This window comes from Pseudomonas sp. Irchel s3h17 (assembly GCF_900187505.1).
GTDB lineage: Bacteria > Pseudomonadota > Gammaproteobacteria > Pseudomonadales > Pseudomonadaceae > Aquipseudomonas.
Genome location: NZ_FYDL01000002.1, coordinates 219,400 through 243,813, shown reverse-complemented (window position 1 = coordinate 243,813; position 24,414 = coordinate 219,400). Strand labels below are relative to the sequence as shown.

Below are 24,414 nucleotides of genomic sequence, written 5' to 3'. Positions count from 1 at the left end.
GTGTTAGTGGGTGCGGGTCACTTTGCTCAAGTGACGTGGCTGGTCAGGGTCCATGCCACGGGCTTGCGCGAGGCCGGCGGCCATCACGTAGAAACTCTGGATCGCCAGGATCGGGTCCAGCGCCGGGTGTTCGGCGCGGCTCAGCGTCAGGTCGCGTTCGCCGATGTCATCGGGGGCCGCCAGCAACACATGGGCACCGCGCTGGCGCATCTCGGCGGCCAGGCTCAACAGGCCAGCCTGTTCGGCACCCCGGGGGGCGAACACCAGCAGCGGGTAGTGGTTGTCGATCAGGGCCATGGGGCCATGCTTCACTTCGGCACTGCTGAAGGCTTCGGCCTGGATCGCCGAGGTTTCCTTGAGTTTCAGGGCGGCTTCCTGGGCGATGGCAAAGCCGGCGCCACGGCCGATCACCATCAGCCGCTGGCAATCGCGCAGGACATCGACGGCCAGGCTCCAGTCCTGGGTTGCGGCTTCGCGCAGCCCCTGGGGCAGGGCGAGGCCGGCTTCCAGCAACTCGGCGTCATGCTTCCAGTGGGCAATCAAGCGTGCACTGGCAGTGAGGGTGGCGATGAAGCTTTTGGTCGCTGCCACGCTGCTTTCAGTACCGGCACACAGAGGCAGGCTGAACTCGCACGCGGCCTCCAGTGGCGAGTTCTCGGCGTTGACCATGGCAATGCTCAAGGCGCCGCGCTTGCGCAGCAGGCGCAGGCTGTTGACCAGGTCAGGACTCTGCCCTGACTGCGAGAATGCGAATACCGCCTGGCCGCTGACCTTCAGCGGCGCCTGCTGCAGGGTGACCACCGACATCGGCAGCGATGCCACCGGCACGCCTATATGCTGCATGGCCAGATAGGCGAAGTAGCTTGCGGCATGATCGGAACTGCCACGGGCGACGGTCATCGCCACTTGCGGTGGCTGACGGTTCAGGCGCCCGGCGATCTCGATCATCTGTGGATCGAGTTGCTGCAACTGGCTTTCGACGGCCTTGTACGAGGACAGGGCCTCTTCAAGCATTTTTGAAGTCAATGTCTTCTCCTTCGACCATCACGGCGGTCAGTGTGAGTGAGCGATCCAGGCGTACACAGTCGGCCCAGGCGCCGGGTTGCAGGCGGCCGCGCTCAGGGAGGCCGAGGTAGTCGGCGGGAAATTGCGAAAGGCGTTGCGAGGCTTCGCACAGTGGCAGGCCGATCTTCACCAGGTTGCGCAGGGCCTGATCCATGGTCAGGGTGCTGCCGGCCAGGGTGCCGTCGGGCAAGCGCACGCCACCCAGGCATTTGGTCACGGTGTGGCTGCCCAGCTTGTACTCGCCATCCGGCATGCCTGCGGCGGCGCTGGAGTCGGTGACGCAATACAGGCACGGGATCGAGCGCAGGGCCACGCGGATCGCCCCGGGATGCACATGAAGCAGGTCCGGAATCAATTCGGCGTATTGGGCGTGGGCCAGTGCCGCGCCGACGATCCCCGGTTCGCGGTGATGCAACGGGCTCATGGCGTTGTAGAGGTGAGTGAAGCTGGTGGCGCCGGCTTCAAGTGCCGCGACGCCTTCCTCGTAACTGCCCAGGGTGTGGCCGATCTGCATGCGTACGCCACGGTCGCTCAAGGCACGGATCAGTTTGTCGTGACCGGCGATTTCCGGGGCAATGGTGATCACCCGGATCGGCGCCAGTGTCAGATAGGCCTCGACCTCGGCCAGCAACGCGGTGTGAGCGAAGTTCGGTTGGGCGCCCAGTTTTCCGGGGTTGATGTACGGCCCTTCGAGGTGCACGCCCAGGACCCGGGCACAGCCTTCGAGACGCTGTTCGCAGAATTCACCGACCTGCCCCAGAACGCGAGTGATCTCTTCGGTCGGCGCGGTCATGGTCGTGGCCAGCAGCGACGTGGTGCCAAAGCGAACATGGGTGCGGGTAATGGTTTCGAAGGCAGGCATACCTTCCATGAGGTCCCGGCCCCCACCTCCATGCACGTGCAGGTCGATAAATCCCGGCAGCAGGTACGGCAAGTCGTTGTCCGCCGGGTCGCAGGGCTGGCCTTCGATGCGCACGATCCGGCCGTGCTCATGGATCAGCCGGCCGCGAATCCAGCCTTGGGCGGTGAGGATGTTGTCTTCGGACATAGGGCAGCTCTCAGGCGCTGACGGCGCGTTTTTTAGCGACGCAGTTCGGCTACAAAGTCGTAGTAGTCGTTGCGGCAATAGGTGTCGGTGACTTCGATCGGGGTGTTGTCTTCCAGGTAGCCGACCCGGGTCATCAGCAGCATGGCGGTGCCAGGTGCGATGCCCACCAGGGTGGCGAACTCGTCCGAGGCATTGATCGCCTGAATGTGCTGCAGGGCGCGCACCACCGGCTTGCCGATACTGTCGAGGTATTGATACAGCGAATCGCCGATGGCTTGCGGCTGGGCAATGATCGAAGCGGGCAGGGTGCTCATCTCGATGGCCATCACGGTGTCGTCGGCTTTGCGCAAGCGCTTGAGGCGCGCCACTTTGTCGTAGGGGGAGAGGGCGAGGCGGATCAGTTCTTCGTGGGTCGGCTGGGTGATTTTCCGCTCCAGCCATTGCGAGCTGGGCACGAACCCCTTGAGGCGGAGCATTTCGCTGAAGCCGGACAGCCGCGACAAAGGTTGTTCCAGGCGTGGCGTGATGAAGGTGCCTGAGCCTTGGCTGCGCCGGATCAGGCCTTGTTCGAACAGCACTTCCAGGGCTTTGCGGGCGGTCACGCGGGAGATGTTCAGTGTCTCACTGAGATTGCGCTCCGACGGCAGCGCCTGCTCGGCTTTCCATAGGCCGGCATGAATCGCGGCTTCCAGGTTGCGTGCCAGTTGCAGGTACAGCGGGGTGGGCTGGGTGTCGTCAGGGCGCAGGGCCAGGATGTGATTCATGTGCGGTTTCCGATGCGGATATTGGAGTGTTGTCGCCCGGTGATGGCGAAAAACTAATACCACTTAAATACCATGTCAACGCCAGAGATTCGCTCCGGACGAGCCAAGGCTCGCTCCGCTGGAGGGCGCTGTGGCGTTTGGTTTGAAGTGGTATTAGAGGTGCCGCTGACAACGGATCAGATCACGGTCTGCGCCGGTGTTTTTGAAAGGAGGTGGTATTGCAGGTGGGCTGTTGGTTCGGACTGAATTTTTTTTGAATTATTTTTGATAAATGATGACGGGGGAGATCGTTTCCACGCTCCTGCGTGGGAATGCAGTCCGCGACGCTCTGCGCCACATCAACAGCCGAACGCGGAGCGTCCGTAGAGGCATTCCCACGCGGAGCATGGGAATGATCAGGGGGGAAGAGGGGGTTACGGGCGGATTTCGATCATCGTGCCGTCCGGCACCAGGCCCCAGACTTCGCGCATGTCGACGTTGCGCATGGCAATGCAGCCGTCAGTCCAGTCCAGGGTGTGGAACAGATCCTCGGGATCGTCTTCGGTGTCGGGGGTGCCGTGGATCATGATCATGCCACCGGGGTCCACACCTTCACGGCGCGAGCGAGCGGCGTCGCTGATGTTCGGATAGGAGATGTGCATGGCCAGGTTGAAGCGGTCGCTGACCTTGCGCCAGTCCAGCCAATAGAGGCCTTCGGGCGTGCGGCGGTCGCCAGCCATGAGCTTTTGGCCCCTGGGGTTTCTGCCCAGGGAGATGCGGTAGGTTTTGATGGTCTGTCCGTTATTGATCAGCTGCAACTGATGGGCGGATTTGAGCACCAACACTTTGTCGATGATTTTGCCGTCCAGGGTTTCCAGGGTGGAGGCCTGGGAAACAGCGACGAGCGACAGACAGAAGAACGCGAGCAACCAGCGCATTGACACGATATCCCTGAAAGTACGGTGTACTTTTTGTTGTTTAAGTGATCGCAGGCTGAGCAAGCGGAGGAATGGATTCGCAGCGCACCGGAAATTCCCCTGTCCGGCGGTCAGCGAAGAAGCATTCTAGAGTACGGCCCACGGTGCGGAAAGCCAGCTCGGACCAAGGGATGTCTGCTTCTTCGAAAAGCTGCACTTCCAGGCTTTCCTGGCCGGCGGCGAAGTCCAGGTCCGCAAGTTCTGCGCGGAAGAATACATGCACCTGACTGATGTGTGGCACATCGATCAGCGTATAGATCTTCAGGTGACGCACACGGGCGCAGGCCTCTTCGAACGTTTCCCGGATGGCAGCCTGCTCCACGGTTTCGCCGTTTTCCATGAATCCGGCGGGCAAGGTCCAGTAGCCGCGGCGCGGTTCGATGGCGCGGCGGCACAACAGCACCTGGCGACCCCAGGTCGGCAGGCAGCCGGCGACAATGTTCGGGTTCTGGTAGTGAATGGTCTGGCACTGGTCGCAGACGTAGCGCAGGCGGGAGTCGCCTTCGGGAATGCGTTGGGTGACCGGGTTACCGCACTGGCTGCAGAATTTCATGCTGGGATTCCGTGGAGGCTGCGCCTATCTTGGCGTGCGGCGGTGTCTGTCGGCAAGTTGTCGTTTCGCGACATGCCGCCGTTCAAGGGCTTGGGCGCTCTGTGCGTTTGGTGCATGATGCATGGTAGCCAACAGATCGAGAGCACTCATGCTGGACGAGCTACTGCAGCGGGTCATCAACCATACGCCACGTACGCTGGAAACCGACCGGCGTTTCCCCGAGGCCGCAGTGTTGGTGCCGATTACCCGCAGCGACGAACCTGAGCTGATCCTGACCCTGCGCGCCAGTGGGCTCTCGACCCATGGCGGTGAAGTGGCCTTTCCCGGTGGACGCCGCGACCCTGAAGACCCCGACCTGGTGTTTACCGCCTTGCGCGAGGCCGAAGAAGAAATCGGCCTGCCGCCTGGCCTGGTTGAGGTGATCGGGCCCTTGAGCCCATTGATTTCCCTGCACGGTATCAAGGTGACGCCTTACGTCGGGGTGATTCCCGACTTCGTCGAGTACCGCGCCAACGATGCCGAAATTGCCGCTGTGTTCAGCGTTCCGCTGGAATTTTTCCGTACGGACCCCCGCGAGCATACGCACCGCATCGATTATCAGGGGCGCAGTTGGTACGTGCCCAGTTACCGTTACGGTGAATACAAGATCTGGGGGCTGACGGCGATCATGGTCGTCGAGTTGATCAATTTGCTCTATGACGCGAAGATCAACCTGCATCAACCTCCCCACAGCTTTATCAATATTTGAAGCCATCGCGCGTAGGGCGTGAACCTGTCTTGCAAGTGAAAACCTGCCCGAGCCTTGAGGATAACCACCAATGAAATACCGTCTGGGCGACGCCCGCGTCGAAACCCACCCACAGAGCTGGGTTGCACCCAATGCCGTGCTGGTGGGCAAGGTCAGGCTGGAAGAGGGGGCCAATGTCTGGTTCAACGCGGTGTTGCGCGGTGACAACGAGCTGATCCTGATCGGCAAGAACAGCAACGTACAGGACGGCACGGTGATGCACACCGACATGGGTTACCCGCTGACTATCGGCACTGGTGTGACCATTGGCCATAACGCCATGCTGCATGGCTGTACGGTGGGCGATTACAGCCTGATCGGGATTAACGCGGTGATCCTCAATGGCGCGAAAATCGGCAAGAACTGCATCATCGGCGCCAATTCGCTGATTGGTGAAGGCAAGGAAATTCCCGACGGTTCGCTGGTCATGGGCTCGCCCGGCAAAGTGGTGCGCGAACTGACCGAACAGCAGAAGAAAATGCTCGAAGCCAGCGCCGCGCACTATGTGCACAATGCCCAGCGTTACGCCCGCGATCTGGTCGAGCAGGAGCAATGACTACCGCCGAACGCCCCGTGCCATCGCCCTGCGTGAGTATCTGCGCGCTGGACGAACAGGACATCTGCACCGGCTGCCAGCGCACGGTGGAGGAAATTACCCGCTGGAGCCGCATGGACAACGATGAGCGCCGCAGGGTGTTGGGGTTGTGCCATGAGCGGGCCAAATCGAGTGGGTTGCTCTGGATGTTGCCTTCGAAATCCAGTTCCTGAACCTGGCGAGCTTTTGTGGCGAGGGAGCTTGCTCCCTCGCCACAGGTTATCTGTGCATCAAAGATGAAGTACCCTGTGCGCCAATTTCGACAGGTATTCCCCGCGCCCCATGCTCTTTCTCATCGCCTACATCAGCAGCGTGGTGCTGATCAACTACGCCTTTTCCACCGCGCCGCACCTGGACATCATCTGGTCGGCGTGGGGCGGGTTGGTATTCGTGTTGCGCGATATGGTGCAAATCCGCTTCGGCCACGGGGCGATCATTGCCATGCTGGCGGCGCTGGCGTTGTCCTATATCACCTCCGATCCGTCAATTGCCCTGGCCAGCGCCACGGCGTTCGCCGTTTCGGAATGCATCGACTGGCTGGTGTTCAGTATCACCCAGCGACCGCTGCATGACCGGTTGTGGATAAGTTCGGCGCTGAGCATTCCCCTGGATACCTTTATTTTCTTCGGCATGATCGACGCCCTGACACCGGGGGTGATGCTCACGGCCCTGGGGTCGAAGTTCGCCGGTGTGACGGTGGTCTGGCTGGCCATGGCCTGGCGTTTGCGCAAGAACGCGCTGGCGAGCTGAGCCAAAGCCCGCGGTTCATGTAAAATGTCGCGCTTTCTCCCTATGGGAAGCGCGCGGCGGGCCACGCAGGCCAATCACGCAGCATCCCTCGATGATCTGCTCCATTGAGGACCTTCAGATGACTCGTATCGGAACTCCATTGTCGCCAACCGCGACCCGCGTTTTGCTGTGTGGCTGTGGTGAGTTGGGCAAGGAGGTGGTGATCGAGCTGCAACGCCTGGGCGTTGAAGTGATTGCCGTGGATCGTTATGCCGACGCCCCGGCCATGCAGGTGGCTCATCGCAGCCACGTGATCAACATGCTGGACGGTGCCGCGCTGCGTGCAGTGATCGAAGCCGAGAAACCGCACTTCATCGTGCCGGAAATCGAAGCCATCGCCACGGCCACCCTGGTCGAGCTGGAGGCCGAGGGCTTCACGGTCATCCCGACGGCGCGCGCCGCCCAGTTGACCATGAACCGTGAAGGCATCCGTCGCCTGGCCGCTGAAGAGCTGGACCTGCCGACATCGCCGTACCACTTCGCCGATACCTTCGAAGACTACCGCAAGGCCGTCGACGACCTGGGTTTCCCCTGTGTGGTCAAGCCGGTCATGAGCTCCTCCGGCAAGGGCCAGAGCCTGTTGCGCAGCGTCGATGACGTGCAGAAGGCCTGGGATTACGCGCAGGAAGGCGGTCGTGCCGGCAAGGGCCGGGTGATCATTGAGGGCTTTATCGACTTCGACTACGAAATCACCTTGCTCACCGTGCGTCATGTCGGCGGCACCACGTTCTGTGCGCCTGTCGGCCACCGTCAGGAGAAGGGTGACTACCAGGAATCCTGGCAGCCACAGGCCATGAGCCCGATTGCTCTGGCGGAGTCCGAGCGCGTTGCCAAGGCCGTGACCGAAGCCCTGGGTGGCCGTGGCCTGTTTGGCGTGGAATTGTTCATCAAGGGTGATCAGGTGTGGTTCAGCGAAGTGTCGCCGCGTCCCCATGACACGGGCCTGGTGACCCTGATTTCTCAGGACCTGTCGCAGTTCGCCCTGCATGCCCGGGCGATTCTCGGGTTGCCGATCCCGTTGATCCGTCAGTTTGGCCCGTCGGCCTCGGCGGTGATTCTGGTGGAAGGGCAGTCGACCCAGACCGCGTTTGCCAATCTGGGCGCCGCCCTGGCCGAGCCGGACACCGCGTTGCGCCTGTTTGGCAAGCCTGAAGTCAATGGACAGCGCCGCATGGGCGTGGCCCTGGCGCGCGACGAGTCGATCGAGGCCGCTCGCGCCAAGGCGACCCGTGCGTCCCAGGCAGTTGTCGTAGAGCTGTAACCGCGTCGCGACATTCGCGAGCAAGCCCGCTCCCACACTTGATCTGTGTCGTTTCACATTTTGTGATCGGCGCAAAACTAATGTGGGAGCGGGCTTGCTCGCGAAGCTTTTACTTTAGGCAACCTGATTCAGGTCGTTATTGCGCGTTTCCTTCAGGCACAGCACAGCAATCAGGCTGAGCACCGCTGCCGCAGACACATAGCCGCCCACCCAGCTCAAGCCGCCCATCGCCACTAGCTTCTGCGCGAAGAACGGGGCTGCCGAGGCACCCACGATACCGCCCAGGTTGTAGGCCGCTGACGCGCCGGTATACCGCACGTGGGTTGGAAACAGCTCGGGCAGCAGCGCGCCCATCGGGGCGAAGGTCACACCCATCAGAAACAGCTCGATGCACAGGAACAGGGCTACGCCCCAGGTCGTGCCGTGGGTCAGCAGGGGTTCCATGGTGAAGCCCGAGAGCACGGCCAGCACGCCGCCGATGATCAACACCGGTTTACGTCCGAAGCGGTCGCTGGCCCAGGCTGACAAAGGCGTGGCTGCGGCCATGAACAGCACGGCAAAGCACAGCAGGCCGAGGAAGGTTTCGCGGCTGTAGCCCAGGGTCGACACACCGTAGCTCAGGGAGAATACGGTGGAGATGTAGAACAGCGCGTAACAGACCACCATCGCCGCCGCGCCCAGCAGGGTCGGTGCCCAATACTGGCTGAACAATTCGACCAGTGGGATCTTCACTCGCTCCTGGCGCGCAACCGCATTGGCGAACACCGGGGTTTCGTGCAGTTTCAGGCGTACATACAGGCCCACCATCACCAGTGCGGCGCTCAGCAGGAACGGAATGCGCCAGCCCCAGGAACGGAACTGTTCGTCGTCCAGGGTCAGGGCCAGGGTCAGGAACAGGCCGTTGGCGGCGAGAAAACCGATCGACGGACCCAGTTGCGGGAACATGCCGAACCAGGCGCGCTTGCCCTTGGGGGCGTTTTCGGTAGCCAGCAAGGCCGCGCCGCCCCATTCACCGCCCAGCCCCAGGCCTTGCCCGAAGCGCAGCACACACAGCAGGATCGGCGCCCAGGCGCCAATGCTGTCGTAACCGGGCAGCACGCCGATCAGCGTGGTGCAGACGCCCATCAGCAGCAGCGAGGCCACCAGGGTGGATTTGCGCCCGATACGGTCACCGAAGTGGCCGAACAGTGCAGAGCCCAGGGGGCGGGCCAGGAAGGCGATGCCGAAGGTCAGGAAGGCCGAGAGCATCTGGGCGGTGCCGGAAGTCTGCGGAAAGAACACCGGGCCGATCACCAGGGCCGCCGCCGTGGCGTACACGTAGAAGTCGTAGAACTCGATGGCGGTCCCGATGAAGCTGGCCGTGGCCACGCGGGTGGCGGAGTTCGTCGGTTGGGCGGGTGCGGTTTCGCTGTAAGTCGTGCTGGTCGTCATGCAGTAATCCCTGACAGTCATGTGCTCCGTTGGAGCGAATTATTGTGGTTGAAACACCCAGGGATGTGGGTTGGCGCGCGGCGGGGGCTCAAGGTAGGAGCGTTCGCCGGAAGGTTGCGAGGTGGTGCCGATGGACGGGCCGCCGGACGTTGAGTGCGGGTAGCACGGTCCGGGGCGGGGCTTGGGTAAGCGTTTCGATTATAGGAAGGAGGCTAACGATTCAACAAGGGGGCTCAGCTGCTGCGCTGAAATTCGTGGCGAGGGAGCTTGCTCCCGCTGGGTTGCGCAGTAACCCCAAACCCGGACACCGTGATCATTCTGACGAAACGCCTTCAACGGTATGGCGGGCGCTTCGCACCCGAGCGGGAGCAAGCTCCCTCACCACAGGGGGTCAACGTGTTGTTGGCACCGATGACGTCAGCCAGATCAGTACCTTGCTCACACGGTTGTCTTCGGTTTCGAGGATTTCCAGGCGATAGCGGCCGATTTTCAGGCACACAGGGCAGTCCGGGATACTTTCCAGCGCCTCGGTCACCAGGCCATTCAGGGTTTTCGGGCCGTCGCTCGGCAGGTGCCAGCCCAGGCTCTTGTTGAGCTCGCGGATGGAAGCTGCGCCGTCGATCACCAGCCGGCCATCGGCCTGGGGGTGAATGTGTGGGTTGTCGAGGCTGTGCTGGCTTTCGAATTCACCGACGATTTCTTCGAGAATGTCTTCCAGGGTGACAATACCTTCCACTTCACCGTATTCGTCGACCACCATGCCCAGGCGGCGCTGCTGTTTGTGGAAGTTCAGCAGTTGCAGTTGCAGCGGCGTGCTTTCCGGAACGAAGTAAGGTTCGTGGCAGGCCGCCAGCAAGGCGTCCTTGGTCAGGCAGGCGTCGGCCAGCAAATGACGGATCTGCCGGGTATTGAGCACCGCCTCGACCTGGTTGATGTCACTGTGAAACACCGGCAGGCGCGTGCGTTTGTTGGCGCGCAACTGTTCGATGATCGCTTCGATCGGGTCGTCCAGGTTGATGCCGTCGACTTCGCTGCGGGGCACCAGAATGTCATTGACCGTAATGTTGTCCAGCGCATGAATGCCGGCCAGCGCGTGCGGACGGCATGCCGGGTGCTCCTGCTCGCCATCACTGTTCTGCGGTGCGGCCGGTTCTTCATCGCTTTGCTGGACAACCTTGGCCTTGCGGGCGAAGGGCTTGAGCAGCAACAGGCTGATACCACTGAGCGCCCAGGCGATCGGGTAGATGATTTTCAGGGGCGTGGCCAGCAAGGTGTTACCCAGCATCAGCACGGTGTCCGGGTAGCGGCTGGCGAGGGTGCGCGGCAGGTAGTCGGCGAACACCAGCAAGGCCGCGGTGGCACTCAGGCAGGCCAGCCACGGGCCGTTGTCTGCCCAGCCGAACACGGCCAGCAAGGTGCTGATGACCACGACCAGCGAGCGACACAGGGTATTGCACAGCAGCAGGCTGCTGAGCGGGAAGCGGAGTCTGGCGACCGGCTTGTCGCTTGAGCGTGAGGCGATGCGCTGGGCCTGCAGGTACTGGTGCGCGGCCTCGATGGCGGTGAACAGGCCCGACCAGAGGATCAGCAGGGCCAGCACGGCGAGCAATGGCCCTATGGGCAGGTTATCCATAACGAATGCCCGTCAGATGTGCAGGATGAATTCGCGGACCAGCTTGCTGCCGAAGTAGGCCAGCATCAGCAGGCAGAATCCGGCGAGGGTCCAGCGAATGGCCTTGTGGCCGCGCCAGCCCAGGCGAGTACGGCCCCACAGCAGCACGCTGAATACAATCCAGGCCAGGCAGGCCAGCAGGGTTTTGTGTACCAGGTGCTGGGCGAACAGGTTGTCGACGAACAACCAGCCGGAGATCAGCGACAGCGACAGCAGGGTCCAGCCGGCCCAGAGGAAGCCGAACAACAGGCTTTCCATGGTTTGCAGTGGTGGGAAGTTCCTGATCAGGCCGGACGGGTGCTTGTGTTTGAGCTGGTGGTCTTGCACCAGTAGCAGCAGGGCCTGGAACACCGCAATGGTGAACATGCCGTAGGCCAGGATCGACAGCAGGATATGCGCGAGAATCCCCGGCGCCTCGTCGATTACCTGCACGGTGCCCGACGGCGCGAATTGCGCCAGCAGCACCGTGGCCACCCCTAGCGGGAACAGCAGCAACAGCAGGTTTTCCACGGGGATGCGCGAACAGGCCAGCAGTGTCAGGGCGATCACGGCGGCGGCAATCAGGCTGGCGGCGCTGAAAAAGTCCAGGCCCAGGCCGATCGGCGTCATCAGGTGGGTGAACAGGCTCGCGCTGTGGGTCAGGACGGCGAGGACGCCGAGCGTGACCAGCAGGCGTTTGTTCGCCTTGGCGCCGAGGGCCAGGCGAGAGCCTTGGTAGAGGGTCGCAGCGGCGTACAAGCAGGCGGCGGCGAGGGTCGTGAGCAAACTGGGTGACAAGGGGAGCATAAATCCTGTTAGGCAAGCCCGAAAGAGAATGAGTTTGGCATACAACCCTTGTCGCATGAAAGACCGCACAACCAGACGGCGGGTGTGCGCCAGACGCAGTCTTCGCTATAATCCGCGACCTGCCCACGCCGCAGGCTCGCCGAGCACATGTTTTTCACGGTCTGGGCCGCCATTACCTCGGTCTCCATAGGGCCTGAAAGGATCGCGCATGTTTGAAAACTTAACCGACCGTCTCTCGCAGACGCTGCGCCATGTCACCGGCAAGGCCAAGCTGACCGAGGACAATATCAAAGACACCCTGCGCGAAGTGCGCATGGCGTTGCTCGAAGCCGACGTCGCCTTGCCGGTGGTCAAAGACTTCGTCAACTCGGTCAAGGAGCGCGCTGTCGGCACCGAGGTGTCGCGCAGCCTGACGCCAGGCCAGGCCTTCGTGAAGATCGTCCAGGCCGAACTCGAAAGCCTGATGGGCGCGGCCAACGAAGACTTGAACCTGAGCGCCGTGCCACCGGCCGTCATCTTGATGGCGGGTCTGCAGGGTGCCGGTAAAACCACGACCGCTGGCAAGCTCGCGCGCTTCCTTAAGGAGCGCAAGAAGAAGTCGGTGATGGTGGTGTCCGCGGACGTTTACCGTCCCGCGGCGATCAAACAGCTGGAAACCCTGGCCAACGACATCGGCGTCACCTTCTTCCCGTCCGACCTGAGCCAGAAGCCGGTCGACATCGCTGAAGCGGCTATTAAAGAAGCGAAGTTGAAGTTCATCGACGTGGTCATCGTCGATACCGCCGGTCGCCTGCACATCGACGAAGAGATGATGGGCGAGATCAAGGCCCTGCATGCCGCGATCAATCCGGTCGAGACCCTGTTCGTGGTCGACGCCATGACCGGTCAGGACGCGGCCAACACGGCCAAGGCCTTCGGTGAGGCGCTGCCGCTGACCGGTGTGATCCTGACCAAGGTCGACGGTGATGCCCGTGGCGGTGCCGCGCTGTCGGTGCGTGCGATCACCGGCAAGCCGATCAAGTTCATCGGTATGGGCGAGAAGACCGAAGCGCTCGAGCCCTTCCACCCCGAGCGTATTGCTTCGCGCATCCTGGGCATGGGCGACGTGCTCAGCCTGATCGAACAGGCCGAGCAGACCCTCGACAAGGACAAGGCCGACAAGCTTGCCAAGAAATTAAAGAAGGGGAAGGGCTTCGACCTCGAAGACTTCCGCGATCAGCTGCAACAGATGAAGAACATGGGCGGCCTTGGCGGTCTCATGGACAAGCTGCCGAACATCGGCGGTGTGAACCTGGCGCAAATGGGCAATGCCCAGGGCGCGGCAGAGAAGCAGTTCAAGCAGATGGAAGCCATCATCAACTCCATGACCCCGGCCGAGCGCCGCGACCCTGAGCTGATCAGCGGTTCGCGCAAGCGCCGGATCGCCATGGGTTCGGGCACCCAGGTGCAGGACATCGGTCGCTTGATCAAGCAGCACAAGCAGATGCAGAAGATGATGAAGAAATTCTCCGCCAAGGGCGGAATGGCCAAAATGATGCGCGGCATGGGCGGAATGTTGCCCGGCGGCGGCATGCCCAAGATGTAAAGAATTCGCGTCGGCATACCTGTCGGCGCGGTCCCCACACGGACGTGGGACCAGCAGTGGCCCGCCTTGGCGGGCGCTGACTCGCCGTTGTTCGCAACGGCTCTATCGCAAATCTGGATGGCATGCCTATAGGTGCCGGAAAAAGTCATTTGCAAAAGTCCGGATATTCCTTAGAATATGCGGCCTTTCGGGCACCTATGCCCGCTGTGCATTTAGATTTGCAGCACCGACTACAGGAACTATGTTCACATGCTAACAATCCGTCTTGCCCTTGGCGGCTCCAAAAAGCGCCCGTTCTACCACTTGACCGTAACCGACAGCCGCAACCCGCGCGACGGTTCGCACAAAGAACAGGTTGGTTTCTTCAACCCTGTTGCTCGTGGTCAGGAAATCCGTCTGTCCGTGAACCAAGAGCGCGTAGCCTACTGGCTGAGCGTTGGTGCACAACCTTCTGAGCGTGTTGCTCAGTTGTTGAAGGAATCTGCTAAGGCTGCGGCCTGAGCAATATGAACGCGACGCCAGCCATTGCTGATGATTTGATCGTTATCGGCAAGATTTACTCAATACATGGCGTTCGCGGCGAAGTGAAGGTCTTTTCCTTTACTGATCCGATTGGAAACCTGTTGGACTACAAGACCTGGACGCTGCGGCGCGAAGGCGATGTACGGCAGGTAGAGCTGGTCAGCGGCCGTGTACAAAACGGCAAGTTCCTGGTCACAAAGCTCAAAGGTCTCGATGACCGTGAAGAAGCTCGTCTTCTGGCCGGTTTTGAAATCTGCGTGCCGCGTAACCTGTTTCCTGATCTGACCGACGGCGAGTACTACTGGTACCAGCTGGAAGGTCTGAAGGTCATCGACCACCTTGGGCAATTGCTCGGGAAAATCGATCACCTGCTGGAGACTGGCTCGAACGATGTCATGGTGGTCAAGCCTTGCGCTGGCAGCCTGGATGATCGCGAACGCCTGTTGCCCTATACGGAGCAATGCGTGTTGGCTGTCGACCTGGCGGCGGGCGAGATGAAGGTGGATTGGGACGCGGACTTCTAGACGTGGCTAACTTGCGCGTCGAAGTGATCAGTCTGTTTCCCGAGATGTTTTCCGCCATCAGCGACTACGGCATCACCAGTCGTGCGGTGAAACAGGGGCTCTTGCAGCTGACCTGTTGGAATCCGCGAGACTACACAACGGATCGACATCACACCGTGGACGATCGCCCATTTGGCGGTGGCCCGGGCATGGTGATGAAGATCAAGCCCCTGGAAGATGCTCTGGTTCAGGCCAAGGCAGCAGCCGGGGAGGCGGCGAAGGTAATTTACCTGTCGCCCCAAGGCCGTCAACTGACTCAGTCGGCGGTACGCGGGTTGGCGAATGAGGAAGCATTAATCCTGATTGCCGGCCGCTATGAAGGCATTGACGAGCGGTTTATTGAAGCTCATGTCGATGAAGAGTGGTCGATTGGTGACTATGTACTGTCTGGCGGTGAGCTGCCGGCGATGGTCCTGATTGACGCGGTTACGCGACTGCTGCCTGGAGCTTTAGGGCATGCGGACTCCGCCGAGGAAGATTCCTTTACGGATGGTCTGCTGGATTGCCCGCATTACACCCGACCGGAGGTGTATGTGGATCAGCGTGTTCCCGACGTGTTGCTAAGTGGCAATCACGCGCACATCCGGCGTTGGCGTTTACAGCAGTCCCTTGGTAGGACCTTTGAACGACGCGCCGATCTTCTGGAAAGCCGCTCGCTTTCTGGAGAAGAGAAGAAGCTGCTCGAGGAATACATCCGCGAGCGGGACGATAGTTAACAACGTATCGATGGTAGATCCGACGATTTACCTTAGGAGCACAGCATGACTAACAAAATCATCCTTGCACTCGAAGCAGAGCAGATGACCAAAGAGATCCCTACCTTTGCCCCGGGCGACACCATTGTCGTTCAGGTGAAAGTGAAGGAAGGCGACCGTTCGCGTCTGCAAGCGTTCGAAGGCGTTGTAATCGCCAAGCGTAACCGCGGCGTTAACAGTGCATTCACCGTTCGTAAAATCTCCAACGGTGTTGGCGTAGAGCGTACTTTCCAGACCTACAGCCCGCAAATCGACAGCATGGCTGTCAAGCGTCGCGGTGACGTACGTAAAGCCAAGCTGTACTACCTGCGCGACCTGTCGGGTAAAGCAGCTCGCATCAAGGAAAAACTGGCTTAAGTCCAGCTTCCGATGCAGAAAAAAGCAGCCTACGGGCTGCTTTTTTGTTGTCCGCAATTTATCCACAGCACCTCTGTACCAGGCCAGACTCATGACTCCCCGTGAACTAGAAATCGAACGTCGCACCGAACTCTCGGTAACCCGCGTCACCAAAGCCGTCTTTCCGTCGACCACCAACCACCACAACACCCTGTTCGGCGGCACGGCACTGGCCTGGATGGACGAAGTCTCGTTCATCGCCGCCACCCGCTTCTGCCGGCTGCCACTGGTGACCGTATCCACCGATCGCATCGACTTCAATCATGCGATTGCGGCCGGTTCCATCGTCGAGTTGGTGGGGCGAGTGATCAAGGTCGGCAACACCAGCCTCAAGGTCGAGGTCGAGGTGTTTGTCGAGAGCATGAGTTGCGACGGTCGGGAAAAGGCCATCCATGGCCAGTTCAGCTTTGTCGCGATCGATGAGGACAAGCGCCCGGTGCCTGTATTGCCCGGATTTGCGGCCTGACCCGAAACTACGGGGGAATCGGTCAGGCGTTGCTGGTCTCGGGTTGGATCAAGGCCACCAGTGTCCAGCCGGCTGCCGGTTTCAGCAGGCTGTCGGGTGTCACCACATGCACCCAGCCAGCGGTGTCGCGGGCGAACAGCAGTGTGGCGCGATCGCCATGCAGCGCCTGGTAGTCCGCCCAGCCAAAGCCGTCTGTCAGTTGGGTGGTGTAGAGTTCGGCGCCCTGGCCGAGCAGGCTGGCCAGCTTGGTGTAGGTCAGTACCTGGCTGCCCAGCAGTTGCCCGCGATGTTCGTGACTGGCCCGGTGCTTGTCGGTGCGCCGGCTTTCCTGGCCGCTGGCCAGGGAGAACATGCGCTGATGGCCGAACTCATGGCGAAAACGCATGGACGCCAGCGTGTTCAGTTCCCCCGAGGGGGACAGCGCCAGCAGATGACCGAGGCCGACCAGGTCCAGGTGGGCATCCGCGTGTTGCGAGGCCGGGTTACCGAAGTAAGTCGGCAAACCTTCCATGCGTGCCGCGCGAATGTTTTCCCAGCTCGAGTCGGTCAGCAGCACGCGACACCCCAGTTGTTGCAAGGCTTTGCCGAGGGTGCGCGAAGGACTGTTGGCACCCACGATCAGGAAGCCACTCGGTGCAGGCTCGGCGACTTTCAGCAACCGAGCGAGCGGGCGCGCAGTGGCACTTTGCAACACCACCGTGCCAATGATCACGGCAAAGGTCAGGGGAACCAGCAGCAGGGCCCCTTGATGACCGGCTTCATGCAGGCGGATGGCAAAGATCGCCGACACGGCCGCCGCGACAATCCCTCGAGGGGCAATCCAGGCCAGCAGGGCGCGCTCGCGCCAGTTCAGGTTTGAGCCAAAGGTCGATAGCACGACGTTCAATGGTCGGGCGATAAACTGAATCACCAGCAGCAGGATCAGCACGAACGGCCCGAGGGCGATCATCGCGTATAGGTCCAGGCGCGCCGCCAGCAGGATGAACAGGCCTGAAATCAGCAGGACGCTGAGGTTTTCCTTGAAGTGCAGGATATGTCGCACGTCCACACCCTTCATGTTGGCCAGCCACATGCCCATCAGGGTGACCGCCAGCAAGCCTGACTCATTCATTGTTTCATTTGCGGCAATGAATATCCCCAGTACCGCCGCGAGCGCCGCCAGGTTGTGCAGGTATTCCGGCAACCATTGCCGACGGATGACGGTGCCCAGCGCCCAGCCACCGGCGATCCCGAACAGGCTGCCACATAGAATGACTCCGCCGAACGTCAACAGGCTTTGCTGGAAGCCTTGGCCTGCACCGCTGGCGATGATGAAGCTGTAGACCACCACGGCGAGCAGTGCGCCAATCGGGTCGATGACAATGCCCTCCCAGCGCAGGATGTTGGCAATCGAGGCGTTGGGGCGCACCACGCGCAGCATCGGCACGATCACGGTGGGGCCGGTGACCAGGGTCAGGCTGCCGAACAGGATGGCCAGCAGCCAGTCGAAATCCAGCAGCCAGTGGGTGGCGACGGCGATCACGACCCAGGTCGACAGTGCGCCAAGGGTCACCAGGCGGTGCACGACACTGCCGATTTCACGCCACTGCGACAGATGCAGTGTCAGGCTGCCTTCGAACAGAATCAGCGCCACCGCCAGTGAGACTAGCGGCATCAGCAAGGGACCGAACAACTCCTGCGGATCCAGCCAGCCCAACACCGGACCTGCCAGAATGCCACTGAGCAGCAGAAACAGGATGGCCGGCAGTTTCAGGCGCCAGGCCAGCCATTGGCAGCCTAGCGCCGCCGCGCCGATGCCACCGAAAGCCAATAGAATTTGCTGCTCGTTCATTGATGCTCCCTGTTCCTTGAGTTCACCGGCTATGAAAGACTAGCGGTGGTTTTTTATCGTTCATTCTTTTTTGCGCGCAGCCCTGGCCTGCGTGTCTTGAGTACCCATGCCCGCCATCGAACACCCATTGATTGACCAGTTCCTCGACGCCTTGTGGTTGGAAAAGGGACTTTCCGATAACACCCGGGATGCCTATCGCAGTGATTTGTCGCTGTTCAACGGCTGGCTTCAGGAGCGGGGGATCGAGCTACCCAACGCGGGTCGCGAGTTGATTCTCGATCACCTGGCCTGGCGCCTCGAACAGCACTACAAACCCCGGTCCACGGCTCGATTTCTTTCCGGAGTGCGTGGATTCTATCGTTATCTGTTGCGCGAAAAGCTGATCGTGGTGGATCCGACATTACAGGTCGACATGCCACAGCTAGGCAGGCCACTGCCCAAGTCGTTGTCCGAAGCCGATGTGGAGGCCTTGCTGGCGGCACCTGACTTGAGCGAAGCGATCGGTCAGCGCGACCGCGCCATGCTGGAGGTCCTGTATGCCTGTGGCTTGCGCGTCACCGAGTTGGTCAGCCTGACGCTGGAGCAGGTCAACCTGCGCCAGGGCGTGCTGCGGGTGATGGGCAAGGGCAGCAAGGAGCGCCTGGTGCCGATGGGGGAGGAAGCGATAGTCTGGGTCGAACGGTACTTGCGCGATGGTCGTGGCGAAATGCTTGGCGGGCGTCCCAGTGATGTGCTGTTTCCCAGTATTCGCGGTGAGCAGATGACCCGGCAGACGTTCTGGCATCGCATCAAGCACCAGGCCCAGGTTGCCGGCATCGGCAAATCCCTGTCGCCCCATACGTTGCGCCATGCCTTTGCCACCCATTTGCTCAACCACGGCGCCGACCTGCGGGTGGTGCAGATGTTGCTTGGCCACAGCGACCTGTCGACCACGCAGATTTATACCCATGTTGCACGGGCACGCCTGCAGGATCTGCATGCCAGGCACCACCCGCGCGGTTAGCAAATCCCTTATGGATAAACTGTGACCTTTGTGGCGAGGGAGCTTGCTCCCGCTGGGTCGCGCAGCGGCCCCAAATCCACACACCACGGTCATTCGGGAAAATCGAGCTGCCCGTTTTGCGACTGCTTCGCAGTCGAGCGGGAGCAAGCTCCCTCGCCACAATGACTTGTGTCAGCTCCAGTCGGCCACGCGGGCCTAATGTGATAGGCTTTGCCGGTTTGCACGATGGACGGTTATGACCCGGTGTCCCGCTACGGGCGTTCTAACCGACCCATTTGTCCGCCTTCAGGAGTTCTCATGCGTCTGACCCAGATATTCGCCGCCGCAATCATTGCGTTGGTCAGCACCTTTGCCGTCGCCGATGATGCGGCCGACAAAGCCATTCGTAAAAGCCTGGAAAGCCTTGCGCTCGACACGCCGATCGAATCCATCACTGCCAGCCCGCTGGCCGGTCTCTACGAAGTCAAACTCAAGGGCAGCCGTGTCCTGTACGCCAGCGCAGATGGTCAGTACATTGTTCAGGGCTATCTGTTCCAGCTCAAGGACGGCAAGCCGGTCAACCTGACCGAGAAAACCGAACGCCTGGGTATCGCCAAGCTGATCAATGGCATTCCGGTTGCTGAAACCGTGGTTTACCCGGCCATCGGTGAAACCAAGACGCACATCACCGTGTTCACCGATACGACGTGCCCTTACTGCCACAAATTGCACGCTGAAGTGCCGGCCTTGAACAAAATGGGCGTCGAAGTGCGTTATGTTGCATTCCCGCGCCAGGGCCTGGGCTCGCCGGGCGACGAACAGCTGCAGGCCGTCTGGTGCTCCGCTGACAAGAAAGCCGCCATGGACAAGATGGTGGAAGGCAAGGAAATCAAGGCTGCGAAATGCGCCAACCCGGTTTCCAAACAGTTCGCCCTGGGCCAGTCCATCGGTGTGAACGGTACACCGGCCATCGTTTTGGCCGATGGCCAGGTGATTCCGGGCTACCAGCCAGCGCCACAAATCGCCAAACTGGCGTTGGGTGCTAAATAATCCTGTGTCGTCACGGTAAGCCTTTGACGATCATGGTGCGACGACAGACGTCGGCGTTCCATTAATAGAGAGCCGCACACCGTGTGGCTGTTTTCCACGGCCGGCCTTGAGTCGGCCGTTTTATGGGGAGTTCACAGTGAAACCGGTCAAAGTAGGCATCTGTGGGTTAGGGACCGTCGGTGGCGGTACCCTCAACGTACTTCAACGCAACGCCGAGGAAATTGCTCGTCGTGCCGGGCGTGGAATCGAAGTGGCACAAATTGCCATGCGCACGCCAAAGCCTCAGTTCCAAACGACCGGTATTGCGATTACCAACGATGTCTTCGAAGTGGCCACGAACCCTGAGATCGACATCGTCATAGAGCTGATGGGCGGCTACACCGTTGCCCGCGAGCTGGTACTCAAGGCCATCGAGAATGGCAAGCATGTGGTCACCGCGAACAAGGCATTGATTGCCGTTCACGGTAATGAAATTTTCGCCAAGGCACGCGAGAAGGGCGTGATCGTGGCTTTCGAAGCGGCGGTAGCCGGTGGCATTCCAGTGATCAAGGCGATTCGTGAAGGCCTGTCGGCCAACCGCATCAACTGGGTCGCCGGCATCATCAACGGCACCGGCAACTTCATCCTCACCGAAATGCGTGAGAAGGGCCGTACCTTTGAAGATGTGCTCGCCGAAGCCCAGGCCCTGGGGTATGCCGAAGCCGATCCTACCTTCGACGTCGAAGGCATCGATGCCGCGCACAAGCTGACCATCCTGGCGTCCATTGCCTTTGGTATCCCACTGCAATTCGACAAGGCCTACACCGAAGGCATCACCAAGCTGACCACCGCCGACGTGAACTACGCCGAGGCCCTGGGCTATCGCATCAAGCACCTGGGCGTGGCTCGCAGCACCGCCAGCGGCATCGAGCTGCGCGTACACCCGACCCTGATCCCGGCCGATCGCCTGATCGCCAACGTCAACGGTGTGATGAACGCGGTGATGGTCAACGGCGATGCGGCCGGTTCGACCTTGTTCTACGGTGCCGGCGCCGGCATGGAACCGACCGCTTCGTCGGTGATTGCCGACCTGGTGGACGTGGTTCGTGCGATGACCAGCGACCCTGAGAACCGTGTGCCGCACCTGGCCTTCCAGCCGGATTCGCTGTCGTCTCACCCGATCCTGCCGATCGAAGCCTGCGAGAGTGCCTACTACCTGCGTATCCAGGCCAAGGATCATCCAGGCGTACTGGCCCAGGTGGCGAGCATCCTGTCGGAGCGTGGTATCAACATCGAATCGATCATGCAAAAGGAAGTCGAAGAACACGACGGTCTGGTGCCTATGATCCTGCTGACGCATCGTGTGCTGGAACAACGCATGAATGACGCGATCGCGGCCCTTGAAGCGCTGCAGGGCGTGGACGGTCCGGTCGTACGGATCCGCGTCGAGCATTTGAACTGAAGCCGCTGCAGCGTCTAGCTCCAAGCTGCAAGTAAAAGCAATCAACACAGCGGCAAGCTACAAGCCGCAAACTGCAAACAAAAGGCCAATCGCTTTTAACGTGCAGCTTGCAGCTTGTAGCTTGAAGCCCAAACCGAAGGTTTGATCTTATGCGCTATATCAGTACCCGCGGCCAGGCACCGGCCCTGAATTTCGAAGACGTATTGTTGGCTGGCCTGGCCAGCGACGGCGGCCTGTACGTGCCGGAAAACCTGCCACGCTTCACCCAGGAAGAAATCGCTTCCTGGGCTGGCTTGCCGTATCACGAGCTGGCTTTCCGGGTGATGCGCCCGTTTGTGGCCGGCAGTATTCCGGACGCCGACTTCAAAAAGATTCTGGAAGCTACCTACGGTGCCTTCTCCCATAACGCGGTCGCACCGCTGCGCCAGCTGAACGGCAACGAATGGGTGTTGGAGCTGTTCCACGGCCCGACCCTGGCGTTCAAGGACTTTGCCCTGCAGCTGCTCGGTCGCTTGCTTGACTATGTGCTGGAAAAACGCGGCGAGCGCGTGGTCATCGTGGGCGCCACCTCGGGTGATACCGGCTCGGCGGCCATCGAGGGCTGCAAACACTGCGAAAACGTCGATATCTTCATCCTGCATCCGCACAACCGTGTCTCGGAAGTGCAGCGCCGGCAGATGACCACACTGTTCGGCGACAACATCCACAACATCGCCATCGAAGGCAACTTCGATGACTGCCAGGAAATGGTCAAGGCCAGCTTCGCCGACCAGAGCTTCCTCAAGGGCACGCGCCTGGTGGCAGTGAACTCGATCAACTGGGCGCGGATCATGGCCCAGATCGTTTACTACTTCCACGCCGCCTTGCAGCTTGGCGGCCCGGCGCGTTCGGTGTCGTTCTCGGTACCGACCGGTAACTTCGGCGATATTTTCGCTGGCTACCTGGCACGCAACATGGGGCTGCCGATCAACCAGTTGATCGTCGCCACCAACCGCAACGACATCCTGCACCGCTTCATGAGCGGCAACCAGTACGTCAAGGAAACCCTGCACGCCACGCTGTCGCCGTCCATGGATATCATGGTGTCGTCGAACTTCGAACGCCTGCTGTTCGACCTGCATGGTCGTAATGGTGCAGCGATTGCGGGCCTGATGGACACCTTCAAGCAAGGTGGTGGTTTCAGCGTCGAACAGGAGCGCTGGACCGAGGCGCGCAAACTCTTCGATTCGCTGGCCGTGGACGATGCACAAACCTGCGAAACCATCGCTGAAGTCTTCGCCCAGACGGGCGAGCTGCTGGATCCGCACACCGCCATCGGCGTCAAGGCCGCCCGTGAGTGCCGCCGTAGCCTGGATATTCCGATGGTGGTCCTGGGCACCGCCCATCCGGTCAAGTTTCCGGAAGCGGTGGAAAAAGCCGGTGTAGGAAAAACGCTTGAGCTGCCTGCTCACCTTTCTGATTTGTTCGAGCGGGATGAACGCTGCACCGTTCTGCCAAATGACCTGAAAGCCGTGCAGGCCTTTGTCAGCCAGCATGGCAATCGCGGCAAGCCACTCTGATCGGTAAAGACCTGTCACATTTTGAAGCCCGTCTCCTGACGGGCTTCTTCATTTCCGCATGCCACACTGCTCGTTGTTTCGCCCCTCAGGGACGGGTGAGTGATTGAGAAGGAAGTGGGCATGTCGGTTTTCACAGGATTAAAACCCGTCTGGCGTTGGGCATTGCTACTGGCTGTTCTTGGATTGAGTCCATGGGGCTTGGCCGGACAGCCCGCTGTCTTGGACGTCGGCACGTCAGCCGGGCAAAAGCCCTTTGTGCTGACGGCACGGGAGCTTCAATGGATCGCCGAAAACCGCCAGGTGATCGTCGCATCGGTGCAGGCCCCGGTGTACCTGTTCAAGGATGAGCAGGGGCAATGGAGCGGTCTGAACAACGATATCCTCACGCGCCTTTCACGGATGACCGGGCTGCTATTTGTTCACGAGGAGTCCTTTTCCACCGAGCATCTGCTGGGGTTGCTGGAAAGCGGTCGGGCGGACATGAGTACCACGCTCGCCGAAACCGACGAGCGCAGGGACTTCCTCGATTTCAGTCACGCCTTTGGCGACGCTGGCTGGATGTTTGTCACGCAGGCGGGAACTCCCCCGGTCCAGTCGCTGGAAGCGCTCTCAGGCAAGGTCCTGGTGCTACCGACCCGACATGCGCTGGAAGCCGGCATCCGGCGTGATTACCCGCAGATTCGCTTGCACTCGGTCAAAACCTACGCAGAAGCCCGTGCATGGGTGGAAAGTGGCGAAGCCTACGCAACCATCGAAAATGCAAACAGCGCCTACCTGTTCCCGGCCGGGCGACTGGCGATCGGCTCAAGCCTGGAGGGCAAATGGGAGGCTGACCACTTGGCCTTGCGCAAGGGCCAGCCGCAACTGTTGGGCATCCTCAACAAGGCCCTCGAGGCGTTCCCGCCCGCCGAGTTGCGGGCTATCCGCATGAAGTGGCTGGGCGGTGTGGTCCCCGGCCCGGCGCCATCGCCGTGGCAGCGGTTTTACCAGTGGGGCAGCTGGGGGCTGCTGTCCATCAGCCTGTTCGGATTGATTTCATGGTTGTGGGGCCGGCGTCTGCACCAGCAGGTCGAGCAGCGACTCACCGCGGAACAGGCGCTCAGCGACCAGCTCGCCCTTCGGCACGCCTTGATCAATGCCATGCCCGATCCGGTTTTCGCATGGGATCTGCAGGGGCGGTTGATCCTCTGCAACAAAAGTTATGAGGAACAGCTGTCGACCCGTTTTAACCGGGTGCAGGGCAAGCGGCTGACCGAGGTCGATGTGTTGCCAGCCTCGACCGCCACCCTGTTGCATGCCGAGCTCATGGAACAGCTCGGCAGCTGCAAGGGGCGTTTCGTCGAACGTGACGTGTTGTTCAAGAGCGGTAACAGAAGTGTCTATCAATGGACGGTTCCGTACTACGGCGCCGATGGTGCGCTGCGAGGTGTCGTGGGGGGCTGGACGGCTCCTCGCGGGCCTCGGCGTCATCAGCCTGTCTGACCTCAGGGGTGTTTTTTTACTGTCATCTTTTCCGTGCATGCTCTGTCGACCAGGCACTTCGTTTTCGGACTATTG

At 60.8% G+C, this 24,414-nt stretch carries 25 protein-coding genes; 16 read left to right on the top strand and 9 right to left on the bottom strand.

Annotated elements, in window-relative coordinates:
• Positions 1-3: 3 nt before the first annotated feature.
• The 5 genes from CKW25_RS03190 to CKW25_RS03170 all read right to left on the bottom strand — a co-directional run bounded on the left by CKW25_RS03190 (position 4) and on the right by CKW25_RS03170 (position 4,386).
• Entirely contained in the window at positions 4-1,014 is a 1,011-nt protein-coding gene (locus CKW25_RS03190) for an SIS domain-containing protein (RefSeq protein ID WP_371854644.1), read from the bottom strand.
• Positions 1,007-2,113 carry an N-acetylglucosamine-6-phosphate deacetylase gene (gene nagA / locus CKW25_RS03185; RefSeq protein ID WP_095077610.1) on the bottom strand — a complete coding sequence of 369 codons (1,107 nt, stop codon included), beginning with the start codon at positions 2,111-2,113 and terminating at the stop codon, positions 1,007-1,009. The genes CKW25_RS03190 and nagA overlap by 8 nt, the downstream gene beginning before the upstream one ends.
• A gap of 32 nt (positions 2,114-2,145) precedes the next feature.
• Complete coding sequence (locus CKW25_RS03180; protein WP_095077609.1) at positions 2,146-2,877, bottom strand: GntR family transcriptional regulator; 732 nt, start codon at positions 2,875-2,877, stop codon at positions 2,146-2,148.
• A gap of 413 nt (positions 2,878-3,290) precedes the next feature.
• Complete coding sequence (locus CKW25_RS03175) at positions 3,291-3,794, bottom strand: murein L,D-transpeptidase family protein (protein ID WP_095077608.1); 504 nt, start codon at positions 3,792-3,794, stop codon at positions 3,291-3,293.
• Between the two features lie 40 nt (positions 3,795-3,834).
• Positions 3,835-4,386, bottom strand: coding sequence for an NUDIX hydrolase (locus CKW25_RS03170; protein ID WP_095077607.1), 552 nt, complete (start codon positions 4,384-4,386; stop codon positions 3,835-3,837).
• Between the two features lie 148 nt (positions 4,387-4,534).
• Between CKW25_RS03170 and CKW25_RS03165 the strand changes: the two genes are divergently transcribed.
• The 5 genes from CKW25_RS03165 (at position 4,535) to purT (ending at position 7,818) form a co-directional block, all read left to right on the top strand.
• On the top strand, positions 4,535-5,134 hold the full coding sequence (locus CKW25_RS03165) for a CoA pyrophosphatase (protein WP_095077606.1): 600 nt from the start codon (positions 4,535-4,537) through the stop codon (positions 5,132-5,134).
• A 70-nt stretch (positions 5,135-5,204) separates the two neighbouring features.
• Complete coding sequence (locus CKW25_RS03160; RefSeq protein WP_095077605.1) at positions 5,205-5,729, top strand: gamma carbonic anhydrase family protein; 525 nt, start codon at positions 5,205-5,207, stop codon at positions 5,727-5,729.
• Positions 5,726-5,941, top strand: a complete 216-nt coding sequence (locus tag CKW25_RS03155) for a DUF1289 domain-containing protein (protein ID WP_095077604.1) — start codon at positions 5,726-5,728, stop codon at positions 5,939-5,941. The genes CKW25_RS03160 and CKW25_RS03155 overlap by 4 nt, the downstream gene beginning before the upstream one ends.
• 109 nt (positions 5,942-6,050) lie before the next feature.
• Positions 6,051-6,518: a preQ0 transporter gene (locus tag CKW25_RS03150; RefSeq protein ID WP_095077603.1), complete on the top strand. Its 468-nt coding sequence runs from the start codon at positions 6,051-6,053 to the stop codon at positions 6,516-6,518.
• Between the two features lie 118 nt (positions 6,519-6,636).
• Positions 6,637-7,818, top strand: a complete 1,182-nt coding sequence (gene purT, locus CKW25_RS03145; RefSeq protein ID WP_095077602.1) for a formate-dependent phosphoribosylglycinamide formyltransferase — start codon at positions 6,637-6,639, stop codon at positions 7,816-7,818.
• 114 nt (positions 7,819-7,932) lie between these two features.
• Here purT and CKW25_RS03140 read toward each other — a convergent pair whose 3' ends face one another.
• The 3 genes from CKW25_RS03140 to CKW25_RS03130 form a co-directional block, all read right to left on the bottom strand.
• Positions 7,933-9,249: an MFS transporter gene (locus CKW25_RS03140; protein WP_095077601.1), complete on the bottom strand. Its 1,317-nt coding sequence runs from the start codon at positions 9,247-9,249 to the stop codon at positions 7,933-7,935.
• A 391-nt stretch (positions 9,250-9,640) separates the two neighbouring features.
• Positions 9,641-10,882, bottom strand: a complete 1,242-nt coding sequence (locus CKW25_RS03135; RefSeq protein ID WP_095077600.1) for a transporter associated domain-containing protein — start codon at positions 10,880-10,882, stop codon at positions 9,641-9,643.
• A gap of 12 nt (positions 10,883-10,894) precedes the next feature.
• A complete protein-coding gene (locus CKW25_RS03130; RefSeq protein ID WP_095077598.1) occupies positions 10,895-11,707 on the bottom strand; it encodes an inner membrane protein YpjD in 813 nt (270 codons plus the stop codon).
• 208 nt (positions 11,708-11,915) lie between these two features.
• Between CKW25_RS03130 and ffh the strand changes: the two genes are divergently transcribed.
• The 6 genes from ffh (at position 11,916) to CKW25_RS03100 (ending at position 15,994) form a co-directional block, all read left to right on the top strand.
• Entirely contained in the window at positions 11,916-13,292 is a 1,377-nt protein-coding gene (gene ffh / locus CKW25_RS03125; RefSeq protein ID WP_095077596.1) for a signal recognition particle protein, read from the top strand.
• A 249-nt stretch (positions 13,293-13,541) separates the two neighbouring features.
• The gene (rpsP, locus tag CKW25_RS03120) at positions 13,542-13,793 is read left to right on the top strand and encodes a 30S ribosomal protein S16 (protein WP_003185073.1); all 252 of its coding nucleotides are present in this window, start codon (positions 13,542-13,544) and stop codon (positions 13,791-13,793) included.
• Positions 13,794-13,798: 5 nt separating this feature from the next.
• Complete coding sequence (rimM, locus tag CKW25_RS03115; protein ID WP_095077594.1) at positions 13,799-14,338, top strand: ribosome maturation factor RimM; 540 nt, start codon at positions 13,799-13,801, stop codon at positions 14,336-14,338.
• Positions 14,339-14,340: 2 nt separating this feature from the next.
• Positions 14,341-15,093 carry a tRNA (guanosine(37)-N1)-methyltransferase TrmD gene (trmD, locus tag CKW25_RS03110; RefSeq protein WP_095077919.1) on the top strand — a complete coding sequence of 251 codons (753 nt, stop codon included), beginning with the start codon at positions 14,341-14,343 and terminating at the stop codon, positions 15,091-15,093.
• Positions 15,094-15,138: 45 nt separating this feature from the next.
• On the top strand, positions 15,139-15,489 hold the full coding sequence (gene rplS, locus CKW25_RS03105; protein WP_003175895.1) for a 50S ribosomal protein L19: 351 nt from the start codon (positions 15,139-15,141) through the stop codon (positions 15,487-15,489).
• Between the two features lie 91 nt (positions 15,490-15,580).
• Positions 15,581-15,994, top strand: a complete 414-nt coding sequence (locus tag CKW25_RS03100; protein WP_095077592.1) for an acyl-CoA thioesterase — start codon at positions 15,581-15,583, stop codon at positions 15,992-15,994.
• A 22-nt stretch (positions 15,995-16,016) separates the two neighbouring features.
• Here CKW25_RS03100 and CKW25_RS03095 read toward each other — a convergent pair whose 3' ends face one another.
• Positions 16,017-17,825, bottom strand: coding sequence for a sodium:proton antiporter (locus CKW25_RS03095; RefSeq protein WP_095077590.1), 1,809 nt, complete (start codon positions 17,823-17,825; stop codon positions 16,017-16,019).
• 106 nt (positions 17,826-17,931) lie between these two features.
• Between CKW25_RS03095 and xerD the strand changes: the two genes are divergently transcribed.
• The 5 genes from xerD to CKW25_RS03070 all read left to right on the top strand — a co-directional run bounded on the left by xerD (position 17,932) and on the right by CKW25_RS03070 (position 24,339).
• Entirely contained in the window at positions 17,932-18,828 is an 897-nt protein-coding gene (gene xerD, locus CKW25_RS03090) for a site-specific tyrosine recombinase XerD (protein WP_095077588.1), read from the top strand.
• A gap of 297 nt (positions 18,829-19,125) precedes the next feature.
• Positions 19,126-19,857, top strand: a complete 732-nt coding sequence (locus CKW25_RS03085; RefSeq protein WP_095077586.1) for a DsbC family protein — start codon at positions 19,126-19,128, stop codon at positions 19,855-19,857.
• Between the two features lie 136 nt (positions 19,858-19,993).
• A complete protein-coding gene (locus CKW25_RS03080) occupies positions 19,994-21,298 on the top strand; it encodes a homoserine dehydrogenase (RefSeq protein ID WP_095077585.1) in 1,305 nt (434 codons plus the stop codon).
• Positions 21,299-21,447: 149 nt separating this feature from the next.
• Complete coding sequence (thrC, locus tag CKW25_RS03075; protein ID WP_095077583.1) at positions 21,448-22,857, top strand: threonine synthase; 1,410 nt, start codon at positions 21,448-21,450, stop codon at positions 22,855-22,857.
• Between the two features lie 120 nt (positions 22,858-22,977).
• Positions 22,978-24,339, top strand: coding sequence for a transporter substrate-binding domain-containing protein (locus CKW25_RS03070; RefSeq protein ID WP_095077581.1), 1,362 nt, complete (start codon positions 22,978-22,980; stop codon positions 24,337-24,339).
• Positions 24,340-24,414 lie beyond the last annotated feature (75 nt).

What these genes read in the sequence shown, in the direction of transcription:
- xerD (WP_095077588.1), top strand. Translation starts at nt 17,932, where the DNA reads ATGCCCGCCATCGAACACCCATTGATTGACCAGTTCCTCGACGCCTTG.
- rpsP (WP_003185073.1), top strand. Translation starts at nt 13,542, where the DNA reads ATGCTAACAATCCGTCTTGCCCTTGGCGGCTCCAAAAAGCGCCCGTTC.
- CKW25_RS03100 (WP_095077592.1), top strand. Translation starts at nt 15,581, where the DNA reads ATGACTCCCCGTGAACTAGAAATCGAACGTCGCACCGAACTCTCGGTA.
- CKW25_RS03135 (WP_095077600.1), bottom strand. Translation starts at nt 10,882, where the DNA reads ATGGATAACCTGCCCATAGGGCCATTGCTCGCCGTGCTGGCCCTGCTG.
- CKW25_RS03140 (WP_095077601.1), bottom strand. Translation starts at nt 9,249, where the DNA reads ATGACGACCAGCACGACTTACAGCGAAACCGCACCCGCCCAACCGACG.
- CKW25_RS03170 (WP_095077607.1), bottom strand. Translation starts at nt 4,386, where the DNA reads ATGAAATTCTGCAGCCAGTGCGGTAACCCGGTCACCCAACGCATTCCC.
- CKW25_RS03180 (WP_095077609.1), bottom strand. Translation starts at nt 2,877, where the DNA reads ATGAATCACATCCTGGCCCTGCGCCCTGACGACACCCAGCCCACCCCG.
- rplS (WP_003175895.1), top strand. Translation starts at nt 15,139, where the DNA reads ATGACTAACAAAATCATCCTTGCACTCGAAGCAGAGCAGATGACCAAA.
- CKW25_RS03165 (WP_095077606.1), top strand. Translation starts at nt 4,535, where the DNA reads ATGCTGGACGAGCTACTGCAGCGGGTCATCAACCATACGCCACGTACG.
- nagA (WP_095077610.1), bottom strand. Translation starts at nt 2,113, where the DNA reads ATGTCCGAAGACAACATCCTCACCGCCCAAGGCTGGATTCGCGGCCGG.
- CKW25_RS03095 (WP_095077590.1), bottom strand. Translation starts at nt 17,825, where the DNA reads ATGAACGAGCAGCAAATTCTATTGGCTTTCGGTGGCATCGGCGCGGCG.
- thrC (WP_095077583.1), top strand. Translation starts at nt 21,448, where the DNA reads ATGCGCTATATCAGTACCCGCGGCCAGGCACCGGCCCTGAATTTCGAA.
- purT (WP_095077602.1), top strand. Translation starts at nt 6,637, where the DNA reads ATGACTCGTATCGGAACTCCATTGTCGCCAACCGCGACCCGCGTTTTG.
- CKW25_RS03175 (WP_095077608.1), bottom strand. Translation starts at nt 3,794, where the DNA reads ATGCGCTGGTTGCTCGCGTTCTTCTGTCTGTCGCTCGTCGCTGTTTCC.
- CKW25_RS03070 (WP_095077581.1), top strand. Translation starts at nt 22,978, where the DNA reads ATGTCGGTTTTCACAGGATTAAAACCCGTCTGGCGTTGGGCATTGCTA.
- CKW25_RS03085 (WP_095077586.1), top strand. Translation starts at nt 19,126, where the DNA reads ATGCGTCTGACCCAGATATTCGCCGCCGCAATCATTGCGTTGGTCAGC.
- CKW25_RS03190 (WP_371854644.1), bottom strand. Translation starts at nt 1,014, where the DNA reads ATGCTTGAAGAGGCCCTGTCCTCGTACAAGGCCGTCGAAAGCCAGTTG.
- ffh (WP_095077596.1), top strand. Translation starts at nt 11,916, where the DNA reads ATGTTTGAAAACTTAACCGACCGTCTCTCGCAGACGCTGCGCCATGTC.
- rimM (WP_095077594.1), top strand. Translation starts at nt 13,799, where the DNA reads ATGAACGCGACGCCAGCCATTGCTGATGATTTGATCGTTATCGGCAAG.
- CKW25_RS03130 (WP_095077598.1), bottom strand. Translation starts at nt 11,707, where the DNA reads ATGCTCCCCTTGTCACCCAGTTTGCTCACGACCCTCGCCGCCGCCTGC.
- CKW25_RS03150 (WP_095077603.1), top strand. Translation starts at nt 6,051, where the DNA reads ATGCTCTTTCTCATCGCCTACATCAGCAGCGTGGTGCTGATCAACTAC.
- CKW25_RS03160 (WP_095077605.1), top strand. Translation starts at nt 5,205, where the DNA reads ATGAAATACCGTCTGGGCGACGCCCGCGTCGAAACCCACCCACAGAGC.
- CKW25_RS03155 (WP_095077604.1), top strand. Translation starts at nt 5,726, where the DNA reads ATGACTACCGCCGAACGCCCCGTGCCATCGCCCTGCGTGAGTATCTGC.